This window comes from Janthinobacterium sp. 35, assembly GCF_002754575.1.
Taxonomy (GTDB): Bacteria; Pseudomonadota; Gammaproteobacteria; order Burkholderiales; family Burkholderiaceae_D; genus Janthinobacterium; species Janthinobacterium tructae.
Genome location: NZ_PEFN01000001.1, coordinates 521,326 through 539,719 on the forward strand (window position 1 = coordinate 521,326; position 18,394 = coordinate 539,719).

Consider the following 18,394-nt stretch of genomic DNA (forward strand, 5'->3'; position numbering starts at 1 on the left):
CCGATCCTTGAGGCGACCGGCTGACCTGCTGGAAGATCGAACATGCCGCCAACTTCACGGCAGTGCGTCTCAACCAAGCAAAGCCATCATACTCCTGATCGCCACATTGCACCGTTCGCTAGCGCACACAGATGCGCTTTTACTGAGCGGCATCAAGCGGCGATGGCGTGCGGCGGCTTGAGCATGTCGCACCCGATCCACTCCAGCACCGATGGCCCCTGCGGCTGCCAGCCCAGCAGGGTGCGCGCCCGTGCGCCGCGCACGCGGCTGTTGGAACCGAGGCCGTACGACGCCATCTCGTAACCCCATTCGGCAATCGCCTCGGGCAGCGGCCAGTCCTGCGCAGGACCCAGGTCCAAAGCCTGGGCGATGGCGGCCGTCATGTCGCGGAAGGCCGCCTCGCCCGACTCGACAAAGTAAAAGGTGCCGGCCGGCGACTTTTCCAGCGCCAGCAGATACAGGCTGACGACATCGTCGATATGCACGTTCGACCAGATGTTACGGCCCGGCCCCACGTGGCGCACGATGCCACTCTTGCGCGCCTGCTTGAGCAAACGGGGCAGCTGCACGCTGTCGCGCGGCAAGGCGCCGTGGCCGTAGATCAGGGTGTTGCACAGCACGCTGGCGCGTATGCCCTTGTTTGCACTGGCCAGTACAAGGTCGTCGATGGCGACCCGGGCCGCCTTGTCGGCCGTGGGGGCCGGCAGCTTGTCTTCAAAGTAAATTTGCTCCGTGCCCTCGCCGCCCGACGCGTCGCCCACGATGGACGAGCCGCTGGTGTGGAGGAACGGCTTGTTCGTGCCAGCCAGCGCTTCAATGATGGCTTCGACGGCGGCCCGGTGGTCGCTGCTGGCCGCGTTGATGACGGCATCGGCCGCCTGCGCCTGCTCGATGAGCAGTTCGCGATCATTGAGCGTGCCGACGATGCCTTGTACGCCGATGGCAGCCAGCTCGGCCACCTGCTCCGGCTTGCGCACCAGGCCCGTGACCTGGTGGCCGGCACGCACGAGGCCCGCAGCGATGGAACTGCCGATGAAACCTGCCGCGCCTGTCAGAAATACTTTCATGCTTTACTCCCTGTCTGGTTAGATTGCTGTCAATCACACCAACAAAGTATGCCCGCTTTCGTCTTTCGCAAAAAGCAGTCGCACGGCAAAAGATTTATGACTTTGGAGCAACAATCTTCTGTTTGAGCTGCAGCGCGGCGATGTAGCGGCTCCGGTAGGCGGGGTCCTCCGGCGTCAGCAAGGTCAGCCTGTCGCGCGCGCGCGTGGCGGCCACATAGAAACGGTTTTCCTCTTCCAGCGGGTCGGTCTTGCTGCGCGGGAATTCATCGACGGCCAGGTAGGGCAAGATGACGTGGTTGTATTCGAGGCCCTTGATCTGGTCGATGCAGGCGATCACCAGCTTGGCCTTGCCGGTCGAGACCGTCACGGCTTCTTCCATCTCGCCCAGCCAGCCAGCAAAGCCACCGAGCGCCACGCCCGCTTCGCGGCACACGGCAATGAAACCGTGCAAGGAACGGGCGACGACCCGCGCCTGGGCCGGGTCGACATAGATGCGGCGCGCCGTCTGTTCCAGCTGCATCAGGCCAAAGATGTGCTGCAGGGCGTCGCCCGCCAAGGCGTCCGCTGGCAAGGCGCGCAGGTAATCGACGGCGGCCAGGGTCAGCGCCGCCTTGTCCTGGTTGTGCGACTTGGCCAGCTGATTCGTCAAAAAGCCTTCCAGCAAATCCGGGTAATTGGCCACGTCGGCCTTGGCTTGCTGCAACTCCGTGCGCGTAAACGGGATTTCCGCGAAGGCCACCAGCGCTTCGAGAATCTCGCCGCGGCGCGGGCCGCTCTTGATCGCATGTAAATCCTTGCGGGCGATGGCGACCATGCCGCGCAGCATCAGCACTTCCAGGCTCAGCAAATAGCTGTTCATGTCCACCAGGCCATACGCGATGCCGCTCTGGAACAAGGCCGTTTCCACGCGGATGGCCTGGTCGCGGTCTCGCAGCAAAATGGCCGTGGTGCCCGCATGCGCGTGTTCGAGCGCGGCGATCAGCTGGGCGCTGCACGCTTGCGGCTGCGCATGGTCGTACTCGAGCACGTCGATATGGGTGGCGCGCGACAGGGCCGACACGCTGGCCTTGTTTTTCAACACGCCGACGGCCTGTGCCAGCTGCGGGCCGTAGCGGTAGGATGCCGTCAGCGGCAGGCGCTGCAAGGCAGGGAATTCCTGCTCGAAGCGCTGGCGCAAAAAGCGGTGATCGGCGCCCGACCACGTGTAAATCACTTGATCCTTGTCGCCGGCGCCGCAGAAAAACGCGTTGCCACGGCGTATCAGCATGGTCAGCAGGCGGAACGACGCTTCGTTCAAATCGTGCAATTCATCGGCCACGATGATCTGGAAGGCCGGCAATTGCTGGCGCAGCGGTTCGTCGCCGTCGAGCATGCGCACCAGGTCATAGGTGGCGTCGAACGGGGCGCGGAACTGGATATCGCCCGTGTCGGCGCCACGCAAGGCTTCGTATTCGCGCAGCCACAGATAATGCGTGCGCGACATGCCCAGCAGCTCCAGGTTGTCATCGAGGGAATTGCTCTCGAAGTCAGGATTTTGAAAATCCAGGCGCGCCTTGGTGCGCAATTGCAACTTCAGGAATTCGGCGATGGCCCCGTTGGTCGTATTGATTTCCAGCGGATAGCGGTGAGCGTATTTCTCGGAGACCACTTCCAGTGCTTCCCACGCCACGGGGCGCAGATCTTCATCGCTGCGCATGAATGCCACCTGCATGTTTTCCAGCTGCAGCAGTACCTTGGCGGCAAACGCGTCGAAGGTATCGATGACGAGGCGCTTGACGACGCCGAGCGGCACGCCCACTTCCAGCAGGCGCTGGCGCAGGGCCACGCGCGCCGCTTCCGTGAAGACGAGGGCCAGCATGCGCTCGGGCGCGCGGCCCCGGTGCAAGGCCTCGGCCAGGCGCAGGGCCAGGGTCGTCGTCTTGGCCGCGCCGGCATTGGCGTCGATCAAGACCACTTTCTTTTGCGCCGTCTGGATGGCCACCTGCTCCGGCGTAGGCGTGATGCGTTTAGGAATGAACTGCGGGGCGTTATCTGTACTCAAAGGTATCCTGAAATGATGTCTGTTCTCGACGCGCTACCAGGCGCAAGTGCGCAGGCCGGCAAAGATGTCGCCCCGTTCGGGCGCGTGGAAGGCGCGCATGCGGGCCGAATGCAGGCGCAGCGGCGTGGCGAAGGCGGCGCCGCGCAGCACCTGGTGCTGCATAAAATACGGCGCCGAATACTCGCGCCAGGCAGCGGGCACAAAGCCAGGATACGGCTCGAACGGCGTCGCCGTCCACTCCCATACCTGGCCCCAGTGAAAGCGCGGGTGGCCGGACAGCGCAGCATACTCCCATTCCGCCTCCGTCGCCAGGCGGCGCCCCGCCCAGGCGCAGTACGCTTGCGCTTCATACAGATTGATGTGGCGCACGGCTTCATTCGGCGGCAAGGTGGTACGCTGGCCGAAACGCATGGTGCGCCACTGCGTCGCTTCGCGCAGCCAGTACAAGGGCGACGAGCGCTCCTGCCGCATCAGCCAGGCGCTGCCGGCCGCGCTCCAGAACTGGCGGTTCTGGTAACCGCCATCGGCGACGAAATCGGCAAACTGGGCGTTCGATACGGCGCAAGCATCGATGGAAAACGGCGCCACATAGCAGGCATGGGGCGGCGATTCATTGTCGAAGGCAAACCCGGCCCCGCGCGGCGAGCCCAGTACGATGCTGCCGCCTGGAAAGGCGATCTCGCCCGCGCCTGGCGGCATAGCCGGGCTGGCAGCCAGCGATTCGGGGGCTTCCAGGCCCAGCCATTGCAAGCCGGCCAGCATTTCCTCGCCACACAAGTCTTCCTGCGCCAGCGCCAGCCGGTACGGCGCCAGGGCGCTGTCGATGTTGGGTTCGCGCGAGAGTTTATCGAGCACCCGGTCGAGCACTTCGCGGCAATACGTTTTCACGGCGCCCGGACTGGGCAGTTCCAGCTTCCAGCGCGCACACTGCTCCAGCATATTGGCGTCGAACATATCGTCGCCGCGCGTCAGCAGGGAATTGTAGATGGCGTCGGCCGGATGGCTGGAAGCGGCTTCGCGCAGGATGAACCACTCGGCGAACCAGGCGATATGCGCGAGCTGCCATAACGGTGGATTGAGGCGCGGATGGCGGGGCAGGCCCGCCACCACGTCCAGCCCGGCACTGACATAACAGTCGAACAGGGACAAGGTGTCCTGGCGCGCAGCCTGCAGCGACTGGGCCAGTTGCTGCGCGCCGGCGTGGCGAAAAGAAGTGTTAATTAAAGTCATGGCACGATTGTAACGACTTATGCCAACATTGCACCAGTCGCCGCAGAAACAGGGAGGGGACTCCCCTCCCCGGGACTACTTGACCGGACTACTTGACCAGCAACTCGCCCTGCAGCGGCGTGACGACGGACTTCGGCATGCTGACGATGAAACTGCTGCCCTTGTCGGCCACGGACTGGATGGCCAACGTGCCGCCGTGGCGCAGCAGCACGTGCTTGACGATGGCCAGGCCCAGGCCCGTGCCCTGGGTTTCGCGCGAACGGCTCTTGTCGACGCGGTAGAAACGCTCGGTCAGGCGCGAAATATGTTCCTGGCTGATGCCGATGCCCGTGTCTTGCGCGATGAATTGCGGTCCGGCCGGGCCATCCTGCCAGCGCAGGGTGATGCTGCCACCGGCCGGCGTGTAGCGCACGGCGTTCGAGGCCAGGTTGCCAAACGCGCTGTACAGCTCGTCATAGCTGCCCAGCACGTCGGGACCGTTGCATTCCATCTTGATCTCGTGCTTGCCGGCAGATAATCCCTTGGCGTCGCGCAAGACCTGCTGCATGAGCTTTTTGACATCCACGGGTTCGGGGCGCAGCGGGTAGTCGACCGATTCCAGGCGCGACAGGGTCAGCATGTCCTCGATCAGATGCTGCATGCGGTGGCCCTGCTCCGTCATCAGCTTGAGGTGGGCGGCGCGCGTGGTGGCATCGAGGTCCAGCTCGGCGGAAGCGATTTCCAGGAAGCCGACGATGACCGTCAGCGGCGTGCGCAGTTCGTGCGAGGCGTTGGCGATGAAGTCGCGGCGCATCATTTCGATGCGTTCCGTCTCCGTCACATCGTGCGTGACGAGGATCTGGCGGCGGTTTTCAAACGGAATGATTTGCACGATCAGCTTGCGGTTGCGGAAGGTGATCGTCAGCGGCTGGTCGTAGCGGCCCAGGATGATGTAATCCATGAACTCCGGACTGCGGATCAGGTTAGTCACGCGCATGCCCTTGTCGCGCTCGTGCGTGAGACCCAGATGCTTCTCGGCGGCCGGGTTGCACCATTCGAGGAACAGCACGTCATCCATGATGACGACGCCGTCCGGCAGCAGGTGCATGGCCTGGCGGAAACGCGCCAGCCATTCCGTCAGCTCGGCCTGGTTTTTCTCGTCATCGCGGCGCATGCGGTACAGGCGCGCGAAGATGCTGGTCCAGGCGCCCCAGCCGTCGGGCAGCTTGGCGCTTTGCGGATTGTCCAGCCAGTTACTCAGCTGGAACAGATACGACAGCTGCACGAACACCATCATGGCCATCAGCACGAAGGCGATGCCCAGCGCATACGTGGCGCCAAACAGATACCAGACGACGGCCACGCCCAGCAGCGCCAGCACCATGCGCAAGGCGGCCGGTACCCAGAACAGCAATTTCGGATTCATAAGAGACAGGCTTTATTTTTCAGACAACATGTAGCCGACGCTGCGCACCGTCTTGATCAGGCTTTCCGCCTCTTTCAAGGCTTTGCGCAAGCGCAATACGTGGACATCGACCGTGCGTTCCTCGATCACCACATGGTCGCCCCACACCTTGTCGAGCAGCTGGCTGCGCGAAAACACGCGCTCCGGATGGGCCAGCAGGAATTTCAGCAGCTTGTATTCGGCATGGCCGATATCGATCTTCTGTTCATCCATCATCACGGTGCAGCTGACGGGGTCCAGCGCCACGTTGCCGGCGCGCATGGGCGCCTGCGCGTGTTCCGGACTCTTGCGTCGCAACAGCGCTTTGGCGCGCGCCAGCAGCTCGCGCGGCGAGAACGGCTTGGTGACGTAATCGTCAGCCCCGCTGTTCAGGCCGGCCAGCTTGTCTTCTTCCATGCTCTTGGCGGTGAGCATGATGACGGGGATGGCGGCGAAATTGCGGTCGGCGCGGATGCGCGACAGCAGGCGCAAGCCCGTCTGGTCCGGCAGCATCCAGTCCAGCAGTATCAGGTGCGGCGTGCGGTGCTGGATGAATTCCCAGGCGTCGGCAACGTTTTGTACGGAACAGCAATTCCAGCCGGATTCGCGCAGCGAATAGGTCACCAGTTCAACGATGGCCGGCTCATCTTCAACAATCAATACCGTGGTTTTATCAGATGCCATAAAGCTTACTCAGGGAGCTCCTCGGAAATGGCGGGAGCCGCCACCTTGGTGTGGCGGATATCCTTGCCTTCAACCACGTAAATCACGTATTCGGCGATGTTTTTCGCATGGTCGCCGATCCGTTCGATGGCCTTGGCCACCCACAGGGTATCGAGCGCCGCCGAAATCGTGCGCGGGTCTTCCATCATAAAGGTGATCAAGTTGCGCATGATAGACCGAAACTCATGGTCGATGATGGCATCTTGTGCAATTAATTGTAAGGCCTGCTTGCCATCGTTGCGGGCGAATGCGTCCAGCGCATCGTGCAGCATGTCGGTGGCCGTGTTGGCAATGCCGCGCACCATCTCGTAATGGTTGACGACGCCGTTGCCGCGCTTGTGCAGATTCTTCGCCACGCGGGCGATTTTGGTCGCCTCGTCGCCTACGCGTTCGAGGTCGGTAATCACCTTGATGGTGGCCATGATGGTGCGCAAGTCGTTGGCGGCCGGCTGGCGGCGCACGATCAGATGGCTGCACGCGTCGTCCAGCGACACTTCCAGCTGGTTGACGACGTCGTCTTCGCGCATCACGCGGTCGGCGCGTTCCGGGTTGCCGATGCGAAAGCAGGTCATCGCGTCGAGGAACTGGGTCTCAACGATGCCGCCCATCAGGAGCACTTTCGAGCGGATCGCTTCGAGTTCGTTGTCGTATTGCTTGGATGAATGTTCGCCTAACATGCTGTCTCTCCGTATTCAGTTGTCTTGTATGTCGTTATTCTGGGTGGATCAGCCGAAGCGGCCCGTGATGTAATCCTGCGTTTCCTTGCGGGCCGGATTCATGAAGATCTGGTCCGTTTCGCCGAATTCCACCAGCTCGCCCAGGTACATATAGGCAGTGTAGTCGGAGCAGCGCGCCGCCTGCTGCATATTGTGCGTCACGATGGCGATCGTGTAATCCTGTTTCAGTTCGCTGATCAGCTCTTCCACCTTCGACGTCGAGATCGGGTCCAGCGCCGAGGTCGGCTCGTCTAACAGCAAGACGTCCGGCTTGACGGCCACGCCGCGCGCGATGCACAGACGCTGCTGCTGGCCGCCCGACAGCGACAGGCCGCTCTTGTTCAGCTTATCCTTGACTTCGCCCCACAGCGCGGCCTTTTTCAGGGCCCACTCGACGCGCTCATCCATCTCGCCTTTCGACAGGTCTTCATACAGGCGCACGCCGAAGGCGATGTTGTCGTACACGGACATGGGGAACGGCGTCGGCTTCTGGAACACCATGCCGACCTTGGCGCGCAGCATGTTGACGTCCTGGTCCGCGTCGAGCACGTTGCGGCCGCGGTACAGGATGGAACCTTCCGCGCGCTGGCCCGGATACAGGTCATACATGCGGTTCAGGGTGCGCAACAGGGTCGACTTGCCGCAACCGGACGGGCCGATGAAAGCCGTGACTTTCTTTTCGTGGATGTCCAGATTGACGTTATGCAAGCTTTGCGTTTTGCCGTAAAAAAAGTTCAGGCCCGAAATCTCGATGGTTTTTTTCTTTGGTGCCAGGTCTTGGGCTGGATTCATTTGCGTATTCATATGGGTTCGCTTCGCTCGGTATCTGTTTAATTAGGGACTTTTTGGCTGAACACGGTGCGCGACAGGATATTCAAGGCCAGCACGCTGAAGGTGATCAGCAGTGCGCCGCCCCAGGCCAGCGAGCGCCAGTTGTCGTACGGGCTCATCGCGAACGAGGCGATGACGGACGGCAAGTTGGCCATCGGCGCATTCATGTTGAAGCTTTGGAACTGGTTATTCAGGGCCGTGAACAACAGCGGCGCCGTTTCGCCGGCGATGCGGGCCAGGGCCAGTAGCACACCGGTGATGACGCCAGCTTTCACAGCGCGCAAGCGCACCAGGGTGGCGACTTTCCAGCGCGGCGCGCCGAGGGCAAACGCGGCTTCGAGCAGGCTGTTCGGTACCAAACGCAGCATATTGTCCGTCGTGCGCACCACCACCGGCACGGCGATCAGCGACAGCGCGATGGCGCCGGCGTAACCGGAGAAGTGCTTCACGTGCGCCACGTACAGCGCATACACGAACAGGCCGATGACGATCGATGGCGCCGACAGCATGATGTCCGTCACAAAGCGCGTGACTTGCGCAAACTTGTTTTCTTCGCCGTATTCGGCCAGGTAGATGCCGGCCAGGATACCGATCGGGGTGCTGACGACAGTCGCCAGGCCCACCATCAGGGCACTGCCGACGATGGCATTGATCAGGCCGCCGCCTTCGCTGCCGGGTGCCGGCGTGGTTTGCGTGAACATGTCGATGGACAGCGCGCCGAAACCCTTGACGACCAGGGTGAACAAAATCCATACCAGCACGGCCAGGCCCAGGGCCATGGCCGCCACCGACAGGGCGATGCCGATGCGGTGCATCAAGAGGCGTTTGCGGTAGACAGGATTCATGGCCGGCTTGGCCGGAACGTCGCGGGTGCTAACTTGGCTGAGTTGGCTCATTTCGTGCCTTCCTTGCGGGACATGCCTGCCAGCATCAGCTTGGCGGCGGATAAGACGATAAAGGTGATGACAAACAGGATCAGCGCCAGCGAGAACAGCGAAGCGACGTGCAGCTCGGATTGCGCTTCGCCGAATTCATTCGCCAGCAGCGAGGTGATACTGTTACCGGCGGCAAACAGCGACCACGACAGCTTGTTCGCGTTACCGATGACGAAGGTTACGGCCATGGTTTCACCCAGTGCGCGGCCCAGGCCCAGCATGACGCCGCCGACGACGCCGGTCTTGGTGTATGGCAAGACGATCTTGCGCACCACTTCCCAGCGTGTGCAGCCCAGGCCGTATGCGGATTCTTTCAGCACGGCAGGCACGATTTCAAACACGTCGCGCATCACGGAAGCGATGAAAGGGATGATCATGATGGCCAGCACCAGGCCGGCCGTCAGCAAGCCGATGCCCATCATGGGACCGCTGAACAACTGGCCGATGACAGGCACGTTGCCCAAGGTAGCTTTCAGGATGGGCTGGACGTGGTCGGCAAACAGGGGCGCGAACACGAACAGGCCCCAGATGCCGTAGATGATCGACGGCACGCCGGCCAGCAGTTCGACAGCCGTGCCCAGCGGACGGCGCAGCCAGGCCGGGCAGATTTCCGTGAGGAACAGGGCGATGCCGAAGCTGACGGGAAAGGCGATCAGCAGGGCGATGACGGACGTCACCAGGGTGCCGATGATGGGGATCAGGGCGCCGTACTGGTCATTGACGGGGTCCCATTCCGCGGACACGATGAAATGCAGGCCGAATGTCTTGAAGGCCGGTATCGATTCCATGATCAGCGAAATGATAATGCCGACCAGGACGATCAGCACCGACAGGGCGAACAGCATCGTCACCTTGTGGAACAAAAAATCCTGGATACGCTGCTTGCGCATGGTGGAAAGCATTTGCGCGTGACTGAGGGAATCGGTCATGGTGCCGCCTGGCATGGGGATCGTGGAGGAGGTAGATTGTGCGCTCATAATGTGCCATGTGGGTGGTACTGCAGGTACTGCTATTTTTATCGTGCTCTTTTAGCCGGGAACGCCTGCAAGGGCTTGCGGGCGGTCCTGGCTAACTCCCTGCCCCGCCGTGCTGCTGGCGGGGACAAGGATGGGTACTTATCTGGTCAAGCTAGCGAATTAATAGATCGCTTTGCCCGATGCATCTTTCAAATTGGCTTTCCACGATTCCTGCACCAGTTTCACGACCGATGCTGGCATCGGCACGTAATCCAGTTCGACAGCAGCGGCGCCGCCGTTCTTGTAGGCCCAGTCGAAGAATTTCAGGACTTCTTTAGCCTTGGCTGCATCAGCCTGGACTTTGTGCATCAGGATGAACGACACGCCCGTGATAGGCCAGCTGTTCTTGCCAGCCTGGTCGGTCAGGACCACGCCGAAGCCTGGGGTTTGCGTCCAAGGTGCCGAAGCGGCTGCTGCCTTGAAGTTGTCGTCGTCAGGCTGCAGGAAGTTGCCGTCCTTGTTTTGCAACTGGGTGTGCGACATCTTGTTTTTCTTGGCGTAAGCCCACTCGACGTAGCCGATCGAACCCTTGATACGCTGCACGTTGGCGGCGACGCCTTCGTTACCCTTGCCGCCCACGCCCACGGCCCATTTCACAGCCGAGCCAGCGCCGATTTTCGATTTGAATTCCGGGTTGGTTTTCGACAGGAAGTCGGTGAACAGGAACGAGGTGCCCGAACCGTCGGCGCGGTGCACCACGGTGATTTCCGTATCCGGCAGCTTGACGCCACTGTTCAGTGCGGCGATCTCAGGCGCGCTCCACTTGGTGATCTTGCCCAGGTAAATGTCGCCGACGACTTTACCGGTCATTTTCAGCTGGCCTGGGGTTACGCCGTCCAGGTTGACGATGGTGACCACGCCGCCCATGATGGCTGGGAACTGCATCAGGCCTGCTTCTTCCAGCTCTTCTGCCTTCAAAGGCATGTCCGAGGCGCCGAATTCAACAGTCTTGGCCTTGATTTGCTTGATACCAGCGCCGGAACCGACGGACTGGTAGTTCAGGCCGTTACCGGTATTGGCTTTGTAAGTCTCGGCCCATTTGGCGTAGATCGGGTACGGGAAAGTTGCACCAGCACCTGTCATATCTGCCGCCATGACGGAAGCGGAAGAAAATGCCATCGCTGCCGAAGCACCCACGACGATAAATTTGAACATTTGCTTCATTTGCATATCAAGTCCTCAGGGTTGTTAGGGCTCAAAGTCCCGGTTGAATGCTGCGCAGTCTAGCAAGCGAATATGACAGCTTTATGACATGCGCAAAATTTCATGAAATATTTGCCTACGCCCCGGGAAGTGCCCTTTCCGGCATGAAAAATGACAGGACGGGCGGCGCTTTATGACAGAGTATGTCACGCTGACGTCATATTTCATGATTACACTCACAGCGCGTCATACATGATGAAATACGGCTAGAATTAACTATCTGCAAAGACAAAAGAATATGAAACCTGAACTGCACATGGAAGTGACCAAATCGGGCATCCTGCTTGACCGCGAACTGTCGCAACTGACTTTCAACCGGCGCGTGATGGCCCAGGCGGAAGACCCGAACATTCCGCTGCTCGAGCGCCTGCGCTACCTGTGCATCGTCAGCAGTAACATGGATGAGTTCTTCGAAGTGCGCGTGGCCAGCCTGCTGGCAGCCGGCAGCATCGGTGGTACGCTGGCGGGCCACCCTGCCCTGGCGGCCAACCTGGAGCGCATCGGCAAGGAATGCCATGCGCTGGTGGAACGCCAGTACGAGATATTAAATAACGACGTCTTGCCGGCCCTGCGCGAAGCGGGCGTGCATTTGCTGCGCGACAGCGACCGCAACGAGGCGCAGCGCGCGTGGGTCAAGCAATATTTCGACCGCGAAGTGCGCCCCCTGCTGACACCGATCGGCCTGGACCCTGCCCACCCGTTCCCGCAAGTGGTGAATAAAAGTCTCAATTTCATCGTTTCGCTGAGCGGCAAGGATGCGTTCGGGCGCGGCACGGCCATCGCCATCGTCAAGGCGCCCCGTGTCTTGCCACGCGTCATCAAGCTGCCGGACGACATTTCCGGCGACGGCGTGTCCTTCTGTTTATTGTCCTCCGTCATCCATGCGCATATTTCGGACCTGTTCGCCGGGCGCGAGGTGATTGCCTATTCACAATTCCGCGTCACGCGCGACAGCGACCTGTGGGTCGATGAAGACGAAGTCAAGAACCTGCGCCAGGCCCTGAAGGGCGAACTGGTGGGGCGCCAGTTCGGCACCTCCGTGCGCCTGGAAGTGGCGCGCAATTGTCCACCGGAACTGTCGCAATTCCTGCTCGACCAGTTCAGCCTGGATCAAAGCCGCCTCTACCGCGTCAACGGCCCCGTGAACCTGGTGCGCCTGTCGGAAATGATCGACCACGTCAAGCAGCCCGAGCTGCGCTTCCCGCCCTTCTTCCCCGGCCTGGCGCACAAAGCCATCGGCAACGACATCTTTGCCGCGCTGAACAAGCACGACATCCTGCTGCACCACCCGTACCAGTCGTTCCAGACGGTGATCGACTTCATCCGCAGCGCCGCCTACGATCCGTCCGTCGTCGCCATCAAGCAGACGATCTACCGCACGGGCATGAATTCGGACCTGATGGAATCGTTGATCACGGCGGCGAAGATGGGCAAGGAAGTGACCGTCATCGTGGAATTGATGGCGCGTTTCGACGAAGAAGCCAATATCAACTGGGCCGACAAGCTGGAACAGGCGGGCGCGCAAGTCGTGTACGGCGTAGTGGGCCTGAAAACCCACGCCAAGGTGGCGCTCGTCATCCGCCGCGAGGAAGGCGCGCTGCGCTTCTACGCCCACCTGGGCACCGGCAACTACCACCCCACCACCACCAAGCTGTACACGGATTTCGGCTTGCTGACGGCCAACCAGGACCTGGCCGTGGAAGTGAACGAAGTGTTCATCCACCTGACCAGCCTGACCAAGCCGCACAACCTGAACCATTTGTGGCTGGCGCCGTTCGGCCTGCAAAGCGAGATCATCAAGGCCATCCGCAACGAGGCGAAGATCGCCCGCGCCGGCCGGCGCGGGCGCATCATCGTGAAAGTCAACGCGCTGGTCGATGAGTCCGTGATCCGCGCCCTGTATGCGGCCTCGACCGATGGCGTAAAGATCGACCTGATCGTGCGCGGCGCCTGCACCCTGAAGCCGGGCGTGCCTGGCCTGTCGGAAAACATCAAGGTGCGTTCCGTGATCGGCCGTTTCCTTGAACACAGCCGCATTTACTACTTCCGCAACGACCTGGCGCACGATGTTTACCTAGCCAGTGCCGACTGGATGAGCCGCAACCTGTTCCGCAGGGTGGAAGTGGCCTTCCCCGTGCTGGACCGTGCGCTGAAGCGGCGCGTGATCGCCGAGGGCCTCAATCCGTATTTGAAGGATAATACGAATGCATGGGAACTGGAGCCGACGGGCCACTACGCGCGCCGCAAGCCGCGCGGCAAGCAAACGCCATTCAGCGCCCAGCAGTATTTGATGCACACACTGGGCACGCCGGGCGCGGAGGTCGGCGAATAGGCAACTCTACACACAGGAGCACAGCATGGATCTCATCTTGTGGCGACACGCAGAAGCCGAGCCGGGCCTGCCCGACCTCGAACGCGCCCTGACCATCAAAGGTCAGAAACAGGCGCGCCGCATGGGCGAATGGCTGGCCTCGCAACTACCGGAAAATTGCCGCATCCTCGTCAGCCCCGCCTTGCGCACCTTGCAAACGGCGGAAGCGCTGGGGCGCAAGTTCAAGCTGATGCCGGAACTGGCACCGGGCGCCGAGGCGGAAGACATCCTCAAGGCGGCCAACTGGCCAGCCGGCAAGGAAAGCGTGCTCATCGTCGGCCACCAACCCACGCTGGGCCAGGCGGCCGCCCTGCTGCTGACGGGCGAGGAGCAAGAATGGGAGATGCGCAAAGCCAGCGCGTGGTGGTTCTCGCAACGAGAATTAGGCGACCCGCTCAGCGTTTATTTGAAGGCCGTGATGGCGCATGATTTGGTGGTGAAGTAGGCCACGGGGTCAGACCCGCCGGGGGAATACGTCCCAATGGGACGCATTCCGATCACGCAGTGACTGACCCCAGATTGAAATGCGCAAAAAGTGCGCTGGGACAAATACTGGCAGGAATTACAACTCAGCAGCCTTGCAAAGCGCTGCCGATCTGCTAGAGTTTAATTGCATCAACTACGTGCTGGAGCGCTGCTCCGGCACCTTGAGCAACCCAGCGGACGGCCGTCCAACGGCGGCCGAAAGACCATGTTAATCACCTTCCTCGTTTTTCTCTTCATCGCCATCTTCGCCGCCATCATCGGCTTCGTCGCCTTTGAACTGATCGAAGAAATGCGCGGCAGTCACCACAAGCTGATGGACCGCTACCACGAGTAGTGTTCACCTCGGCACTATCGCATGGCGCCAGTGACGGCATATCCCCGTCCCTCGCGCCATCCTTGTTTTTACACTCCGCTATGACACCCTCCTCTTACACTCCCGTCTTGAACTTCGTATAAATGCGCGTCATCAAGCGGCGGATATCGGCCGTGGTCGCTTCTGGCGCCGCCATGCGCTGCTTGTCGGCATCCGACAGGAAGATGGCCTTGTTCTCGCCGATATCCTTGCGTACATACTTGATGCTGGCCGGATTCGGATTCGCGTAAAACACCTTGTTGCTCAAGCTGGCATGTACTTGCGGACGCAAAATGTAGTTGATGAACAGGTGCGCATTGTTCGGATGCGGCGCGTCGGCGGGGATGGCCATGGTATCGAACATCAGGGCGGCCGTCTTCGGCACCAGCACCTGGATCACATTGCCGTTTTTCGCATCGATGGCGCGCTGGCGCGCGATATTGATGTCGCCCGACCAGCCCAGCGCGACGCAAACGGAACCGTTGGCCATGTCGTTGATGTAGCCTGACGAACTGAACAGGGTTACGTAGGGGCGGATCGCTTGCAGTACCTTGCCCGCTTCCTGATAGTCGCCAGCCGTTTTCGAGTACGCGGGCTTGCCCAGGTATTGCAGGGCGGCCGGCAGCACTTCGGACGGCGAGTCGAGGAAGGACACGCCGCACGATTTCAGCTTGGCCGCGTATTTCGGGTCAAAGATCAGGTCCCAGGCGTTGTCTGGCATGGGCATGCCGCCCAGCGCGGCCTTGACCTTGTTGACGTTGATGCCCACCGTCGTGTAGCCCCACAGCCAGTCGACCAGGTAATCGTTGTTCGGGTCGATCTTCGACAGCTTGGCCTGCAGGTTCTGGTCCAGGTTGCCCAGGTTCGTCAGCTTGCTCTTGTCGAGTTTGCGCAACAGGCCCGCATCGATCTGCAGGCGCGCCCACTGGGCCGTCGGCACGACGATATCGTAGCCGGACTTGCCCGCCACCAGTTTCGCATTGAGGATTTCGTTATTGTCGAAAACGTCGTAGCGAACCTTGATGCCCGTTTCCTTCTCAAAATTCTTGATCGTATCGTCGCCGATATAGTCGGACCAGTTATAGATGTTCAGGACTTTTTCTTCCTGAGCATGGGCAGGCAATGCCAGCGCGGCCGCCGCCAAGGCCAATCCCACTCCAATGCGCCGCCCTGCTTGCCATGTGTTTGCCATCGTACCGCCTCCGGAATTAGTCAGAAAATAGTGACGATGATAGCAAGAAGGGCGCGATCAGGTCTAGCCTGATCGCGCCCTTGCTAAGATTCAACCCAAAAGCGAAGATCGGGGTCGGTTCCTCCGGAATCGGCATGCGCCACATTGTGGCACATGCCCCCTGAGGGTCCGACCCCAGCCTTTCGCCGTTGGGGTAAAAATTACACCTTGTCCAGCCCCACTTGCGCACCCGAAAACACCAGGTTGCCGTTCTGGGCGTCGATGCGGATCTCGTCTTTCGGGCCAAAACGGCCTTCCAGGATCAGCTTCGACAGCGGATTTTCGATCTGCTGCTGGATCGCCCGTTTCAAAGGACGGGCGCCATACACCGGGTCGTAGCCCGCTTCGGCGATTTGCTGCAGTGCCGCGTCCGTCAAGCTCAGCTGCATGTCCATGCGCGCCAGGCGTTCTTCGAGAATTTTGAGCTGGATCTTCGCGATGGCGCCAATGTTTTTCTCGTCGAGGCCGTGGAACACGACGATTTCGTCGATGCGGTTGACGAATTCGGGACGGAAGTGCGAGCGCACCTCGGCCATCACGGCCAGCTTCACGACACCGGGATCATCGCTTTCCATGGCCTGGATTTTATGCGAACCCAGGTTCGAGGTCATGATGATGACGGTATTCTTGAAGTCCACCGTACGGCCCTGGCCATCCGTCATGCGTCCGTCGTCGAGCACTTGCAGCAGCACGTTGAAGACGTCGGCATGCGCCTTTTCCACTTCGTCGAGCAAAATCACGCTGTACGGCTTGCGGCGCACGGCTTCCGTCAGGTAACCGCCCTCGTCGTAACCCACATAGCCGGGTGGCGCGCCGATCAGACGGGCCACGGAATGCTTCTCCATGAACTCGCTCATGTCGATGCGGATCATCGATTCTTCCGTATCGAACAGGAAGGTCGCCAGCGCCTTGCTCAGCTCGGTTTTACCGACACCCGTCGGTCCCAGGAACATGAAGGAACCATATGGACGGTTCGGGTCGGAGAGGCCGGCGCGCGAGCGGCGGATGGCGTCAGCCACGGCCGTGATCGCCTCATCCTGGCCCACGACGCGCTCATGCAGCTTCTCTTCGATATGCAGCAGCTTGTCGCGCTCGCCCTGCATCATGCGCGACACGGGGATGCCCGTCGCGCGCGACACCACTTCGGCGATTTCCTCGGCGCCCACTTCCGTGCGCAGCAGTTTCGGCTGGTCGGGATCGCGTTTCGGGATGCCGCTGTCAGCCTGCTTGAGCTGGGCTTCCAGCTGCGGCAGCTTGCCATATTGCAGCTCCGACACTTTCTGCCAGTTGCTCTCGCGCGTGGCCTGCTCCATCTGCAGCTTGACGTTCTCGATCTCTTCCTTGATGTGCGTGCTGCCTTGCACCACGGCTTTTTCCGCCTTCAGGATTTCCTCGAAGTCGTTGTATTCGCGCTGCAGCTTGACGATCTCTTCCTCGATCAGGCCCAGACGGCGCAACGATGCTTCGTCTTTTTCCTTCTTGACGGCTTCGCGCTCGATCTTCAGCTGGATCAGGCGGCGTTCCAGCTTGTCCATCACTTCCGGCTTCGAGTCGATCTCGATCTTGATCTTCGCCGCCGCTTCATCGATCAGGTCGATTGCCTTGTCGGGCAAAAAACGGTCGGTGATGTAGCGGTGCGACAGCTCGGCGGCGGCGATGATGGCCGCGTCCGTGATTTCCACCTTGTGGTGCAGCGCGTACTTATCCTGCAAGCCGCGCAGGATGGCGATGGTCGCCTCCACGGTCGGCTCGTCGACCAGCACTTTCTGGAAGCGGCGTTCCAGCGCGGCATCCTTCTCGATGTACTTGCGGTACTCGTCGAGCGTGGTGGCGCCCACGCAGTGCAGTTCGCCGCGCGCCAGCGCCGGTTTGAGCATATTGCCAGCATCCATCGCGCCGTCGGCCTTGCCCGCGCCCACCATGGTGTGCATCTCATCGATGAAGACGATGGTTTGCCCTTCATCCATGGCCAGTTCCTTCAGCACGGACTTCAGGCGTTCTTCAAACTCGCCGCGGAACTTGGCACCGGCAACCAGAGCGGCCATGTCCAGCGCCAGCACGCGCTTGCCTTTCAGGGACTCGGGCACTTCGCCGTTGACGATGCGCTGCGCCAGGCCTTCGACGATGGCCGTCTTGCCCACGCCCGGCTCACCGATCAGCACGGGATTGTTCTTGCTGCGGCGCTGCAGGATCTGGATGGTGCGGCGGATTTCATCGTCGCGGCCGATCACAGGGTCGAGCTTGCCCTTGCGTGCCCGCTCCGTCAGATCCAGGGTGTATTTTTTCAAGGCTTCGCGCTGACCTTCGGCCTCTTGCGAATCGACCTTGTTGCCGCCGCGCACGGCGTCGATGGCCGCTTCCAGGGCCTTGCGGGTCAGGCCGTTTTCACGCGCCAGCTTGCCGCAGTCGGACTTGTCCTCCGTCATGGCCAGCAAGACCATTTCGCTGGACACGAACTGGTCGCCCGCCTTTTGCGATTCCTTGTCGGCCAGGTTCAGCAAGGCCACGAATTCGCGGCTGACCTGCACGTCGCCGCCCGTGCCCGACACCTTCGGCAAGCGTTCGATCGAGGCGCCCAAAGCCTTGGACAGGCCGCCCACATTGACGCCGGCCCGCTGCAACAGCGAACGGGCGCCGCCGTCGTCCTGGTTCAACAGGGCCGTCAGCAGGTGGACTGGTTCGATATAGGGGTTATCGTTACCCACGGCCAAGCTTTGCGCATCGGCCAGGGCTTCCTGTAATTTGGTAGTGAGTTTGTCTTGTCGCATG

15 protein-coding genes are annotated in these 18,394 nt (G+C 61.0%); 3 read left to right on the top strand and 12 right to left on the bottom strand.

Annotation, left to right across the window (positions count from 1 at the left end; genetic code table 11):
• Positions 1-152: 152 nt before the first annotated feature.
• The 10 genes from CLU93_RS02375 to pstS all read right to left on the bottom strand — a co-directional run bounded on the left by CLU93_RS02375 (position 153) and on the right by pstS (position 11,152).
• Positions 153-1,067 carry an NAD-dependent epimerase/dehydratase family protein gene (locus CLU93_RS02375; RefSeq protein WP_099759844.1) on the bottom strand — a complete coding sequence of 305 codons (915 nt, stop codon included), beginning with the start codon at positions 1,065-1,067 and terminating at the stop codon, positions 153-155.
• A gap of 94 nt (positions 1,068-1,161) precedes the next feature.
• The gene (locus tag CLU93_RS02380; protein WP_099759845.1) at positions 1,162-3,108 is read right to left on the bottom strand and encodes a UvrD-helicase domain-containing protein; all 1,947 of its coding nucleotides are present in this window, start codon (positions 3,106-3,108) and stop codon (positions 1,162-1,164) included.
• Positions 3,109-3,141: 33 nt separating this feature from the next.
• The gene (gene senA, locus CLU93_RS02385; RefSeq protein ID WP_257224843.1) at positions 3,142-4,338 is read right to left on the bottom strand and encodes a selenoneine synthase SenA; all 1,197 of its coding nucleotides are present in this window, start codon (positions 4,336-4,338) and stop codon (positions 3,142-3,144) included.
• An 88-nt stretch (positions 4,339-4,426) separates the two neighbouring features.
• Positions 4,427-5,743 (bottom strand): phosphate regulon sensor histidine kinase PhoR, encoded by a 1,317-nt coding sequence (gene phoR / locus CLU93_RS02390; RefSeq protein WP_099759846.1) that lies wholly within the window; start codon positions 5,741-5,743, stop codon positions 4,427-4,429.
• Positions 5,744-5,755: 12 nt separating this feature from the next.
• Positions 5,756-6,445, bottom strand: a complete 690-nt coding sequence (locus CLU93_RS02395; RefSeq protein ID WP_034755074.1) for a response regulator — start codon at positions 6,443-6,445, stop codon at positions 5,756-5,758.
• A 5-nt stretch (positions 6,446-6,450) separates the two neighbouring features.
• On the bottom strand, positions 6,451-7,161 hold the full coding sequence (phoU, locus tag CLU93_RS02400) for a phosphate signaling complex protein PhoU (protein ID WP_071078202.1): 711 nt from the start codon (positions 7,159-7,161) through the stop codon (positions 6,451-6,453).
• 48 nt (positions 7,162-7,209) lie between these two features.
• The gene (gene pstB / locus CLU93_RS02405; protein ID WP_373629715.1) at positions 7,210-7,992 is read right to left on the bottom strand and encodes a phosphate ABC transporter ATP-binding protein PstB; all 783 of its coding nucleotides are present in this window, start codon (positions 7,990-7,992) and stop codon (positions 7,210-7,212) included.
• A gap of 38 nt (positions 7,993-8,030) precedes the next feature.
• Positions 8,031-8,927, bottom strand: coding sequence for a phosphate ABC transporter permease PstA (pstA, locus tag CLU93_RS02410; RefSeq protein WP_099759847.1), 897 nt, complete (start codon positions 8,925-8,927; stop codon positions 8,031-8,033).
• Positions 8,924-9,895, bottom strand: a complete 972-nt coding sequence (gene pstC, locus CLU93_RS02415; protein ID WP_081344807.1) for a phosphate ABC transporter permease subunit PstC — start codon at positions 9,893-9,895, stop codon at positions 8,924-8,926. The genes pstA and pstC overlap by 4 nt, the downstream gene beginning before the upstream one ends.
• 207 nt (positions 9,896-10,102) lie before the next feature.
• On the bottom strand, positions 10,103-11,152 hold the full coding sequence (gene pstS / locus CLU93_RS02420; RefSeq protein ID WP_071078206.1) for a phosphate ABC transporter substrate-binding protein PstS: 1,050 nt from the start codon (positions 11,150-11,152) through the stop codon (positions 10,103-10,105).
• Between the two features lie 271 nt (positions 11,153-11,423).
• Here pstS and ppk1 point away from each other — a divergent pair, with 271 nt between their 5' ends.
• The 3 genes from ppk1 (at position 11,424) to CLU93_RS28510 (ending at position 14,376) form a co-directional block, all read left to right on the top strand.
• Positions 11,424-13,517: a polyphosphate kinase 1 gene (gene ppk1 / locus CLU93_RS02425; protein WP_099759848.1), complete on the top strand. Its 2,094-nt coding sequence runs from the start codon at positions 11,424-11,426 to the stop codon at positions 13,515-13,517.
• A 25-nt stretch (positions 13,518-13,542) separates the two neighbouring features.
• Positions 13,543-14,001, top strand: coding sequence for a phosphohistidine phosphatase SixA (gene sixA / locus CLU93_RS02430; protein WP_099759849.1), 459 nt, complete (start codon positions 13,543-13,545; stop codon positions 13,999-14,001).
• A gap of 246 nt (positions 14,002-14,247) precedes the next feature.
• Entirely contained in the window at positions 14,248-14,376 is a 129-nt protein-coding gene (locus CLU93_RS28510; RefSeq protein WP_257224845.1) for a hypothetical protein, read from the top strand.
• A 94-nt stretch (positions 14,377-14,470) separates the two neighbouring features.
• Here the strand turns inward: CLU93_RS28510 and CLU93_RS02435 are convergent, their stop codons facing one another.
• The gene (locus CLU93_RS02435; RefSeq protein WP_099759850.1) at positions 14,471-15,586 is read right to left on the bottom strand and encodes a polyamine ABC transporter substrate-binding protein; all 1,116 of its coding nucleotides are present in this window, start codon (positions 15,584-15,586) and stop codon (positions 14,471-14,473) included.
• Positions 15,587-15,786: 200 nt separating this feature from the next.
• Entirely contained in the window at positions 15,787-18,393 is a 2,607-nt protein-coding gene (gene clpB, locus CLU93_RS02440; RefSeq protein WP_099759851.1) for an ATP-dependent chaperone ClpB, read from the bottom strand.
• Position 18,394 lies beyond the last annotated feature (1 nt).

Excerpts from the sequence above, each read along its gene's own strand:
- pstB (WP_373629715.1), bottom strand. The coding sequence starts at position 7,992 with ATGAATCCAGCCCAAGACCTGGCACCAAAGAAAAAAACCATCGAGATT.
- pstC (WP_081344807.1), bottom strand. The coding sequence starts at position 9,895 with ATGACCGATTCCCTCAGTCACGCGCAAATGCTTTCCACCATGCGCAAG.
- CLU93_RS02375 (WP_099759844.1), bottom strand. The coding sequence starts at position 1,067 with ATGAAAGTATTTCTGACAGGCGCGGCAGGTTTCATCGGCAGTTCCATC.
- phoR (WP_099759846.1), bottom strand. The coding sequence starts at position 5,743 with ATGAATCCGAAATTGCTGTTCTGGGTACCGGCCGCCTTGCGCATGGTG.
- CLU93_RS02395 (WP_034755074.1), bottom strand. The coding sequence starts at position 6,445 with ATGGCATCTGATAAAACCACGGTATTGATTGTTGAAGATGAGCCGGCC.
- CLU93_RS28510 (WP_257224845.1), top strand. The coding sequence starts at position 14,248 with ATGTTAATCACCTTCCTCGTTTTTCTCTTCATCGCCATCTTCGCCGCC.
- clpB (WP_099759851.1), bottom strand. The coding sequence starts at position 18,393 with ATGCGACAAGACAAACTCACTACCAAATTACAGGAAGCCCTGGCCGAT.
- senA (WP_257224843.1), bottom strand. The coding sequence starts at position 4,338 with ATGACTTTAATTAACACTTCTTTTCGCCACGCCGGCGCGCAGCAACTG.
- sixA (WP_099759849.1), top strand. The coding sequence starts at position 13,543 with ATGGATCTCATCTTGTGGCGACACGCAGAAGCCGAGCCGGGCCTGCCC.
- CLU93_RS02435 (WP_099759850.1), bottom strand. The coding sequence starts at position 15,586 with ATGGCAAACACATGGCAAGCAGGGCGGCGCATTGGAGTGGGATTGGCC.
- pstS (WP_071078206.1), bottom strand. The coding sequence starts at position 11,152 with ATGCAAATGAAGCAAATGTTCAAATTTATCGTCGTGGGTGCTTCGGCA.
- phoU (WP_071078202.1), bottom strand. The coding sequence starts at position 7,161 with ATGTTAGGCGAACATTCATCCAAGCAATACGACAACGAACTCGAAGCG.
- pstA (WP_099759847.1), bottom strand. The coding sequence starts at position 8,927 with ATGAGCCAACTCAGCCAAGTTAGCACCCGCGACGTTCCGGCCAAGCCG.
- ppk1 (WP_099759848.1), top strand. The coding sequence starts at position 11,424 with ATGAAACCTGAACTGCACATGGAAGTGACCAAATCGGGCATCCTGCTT.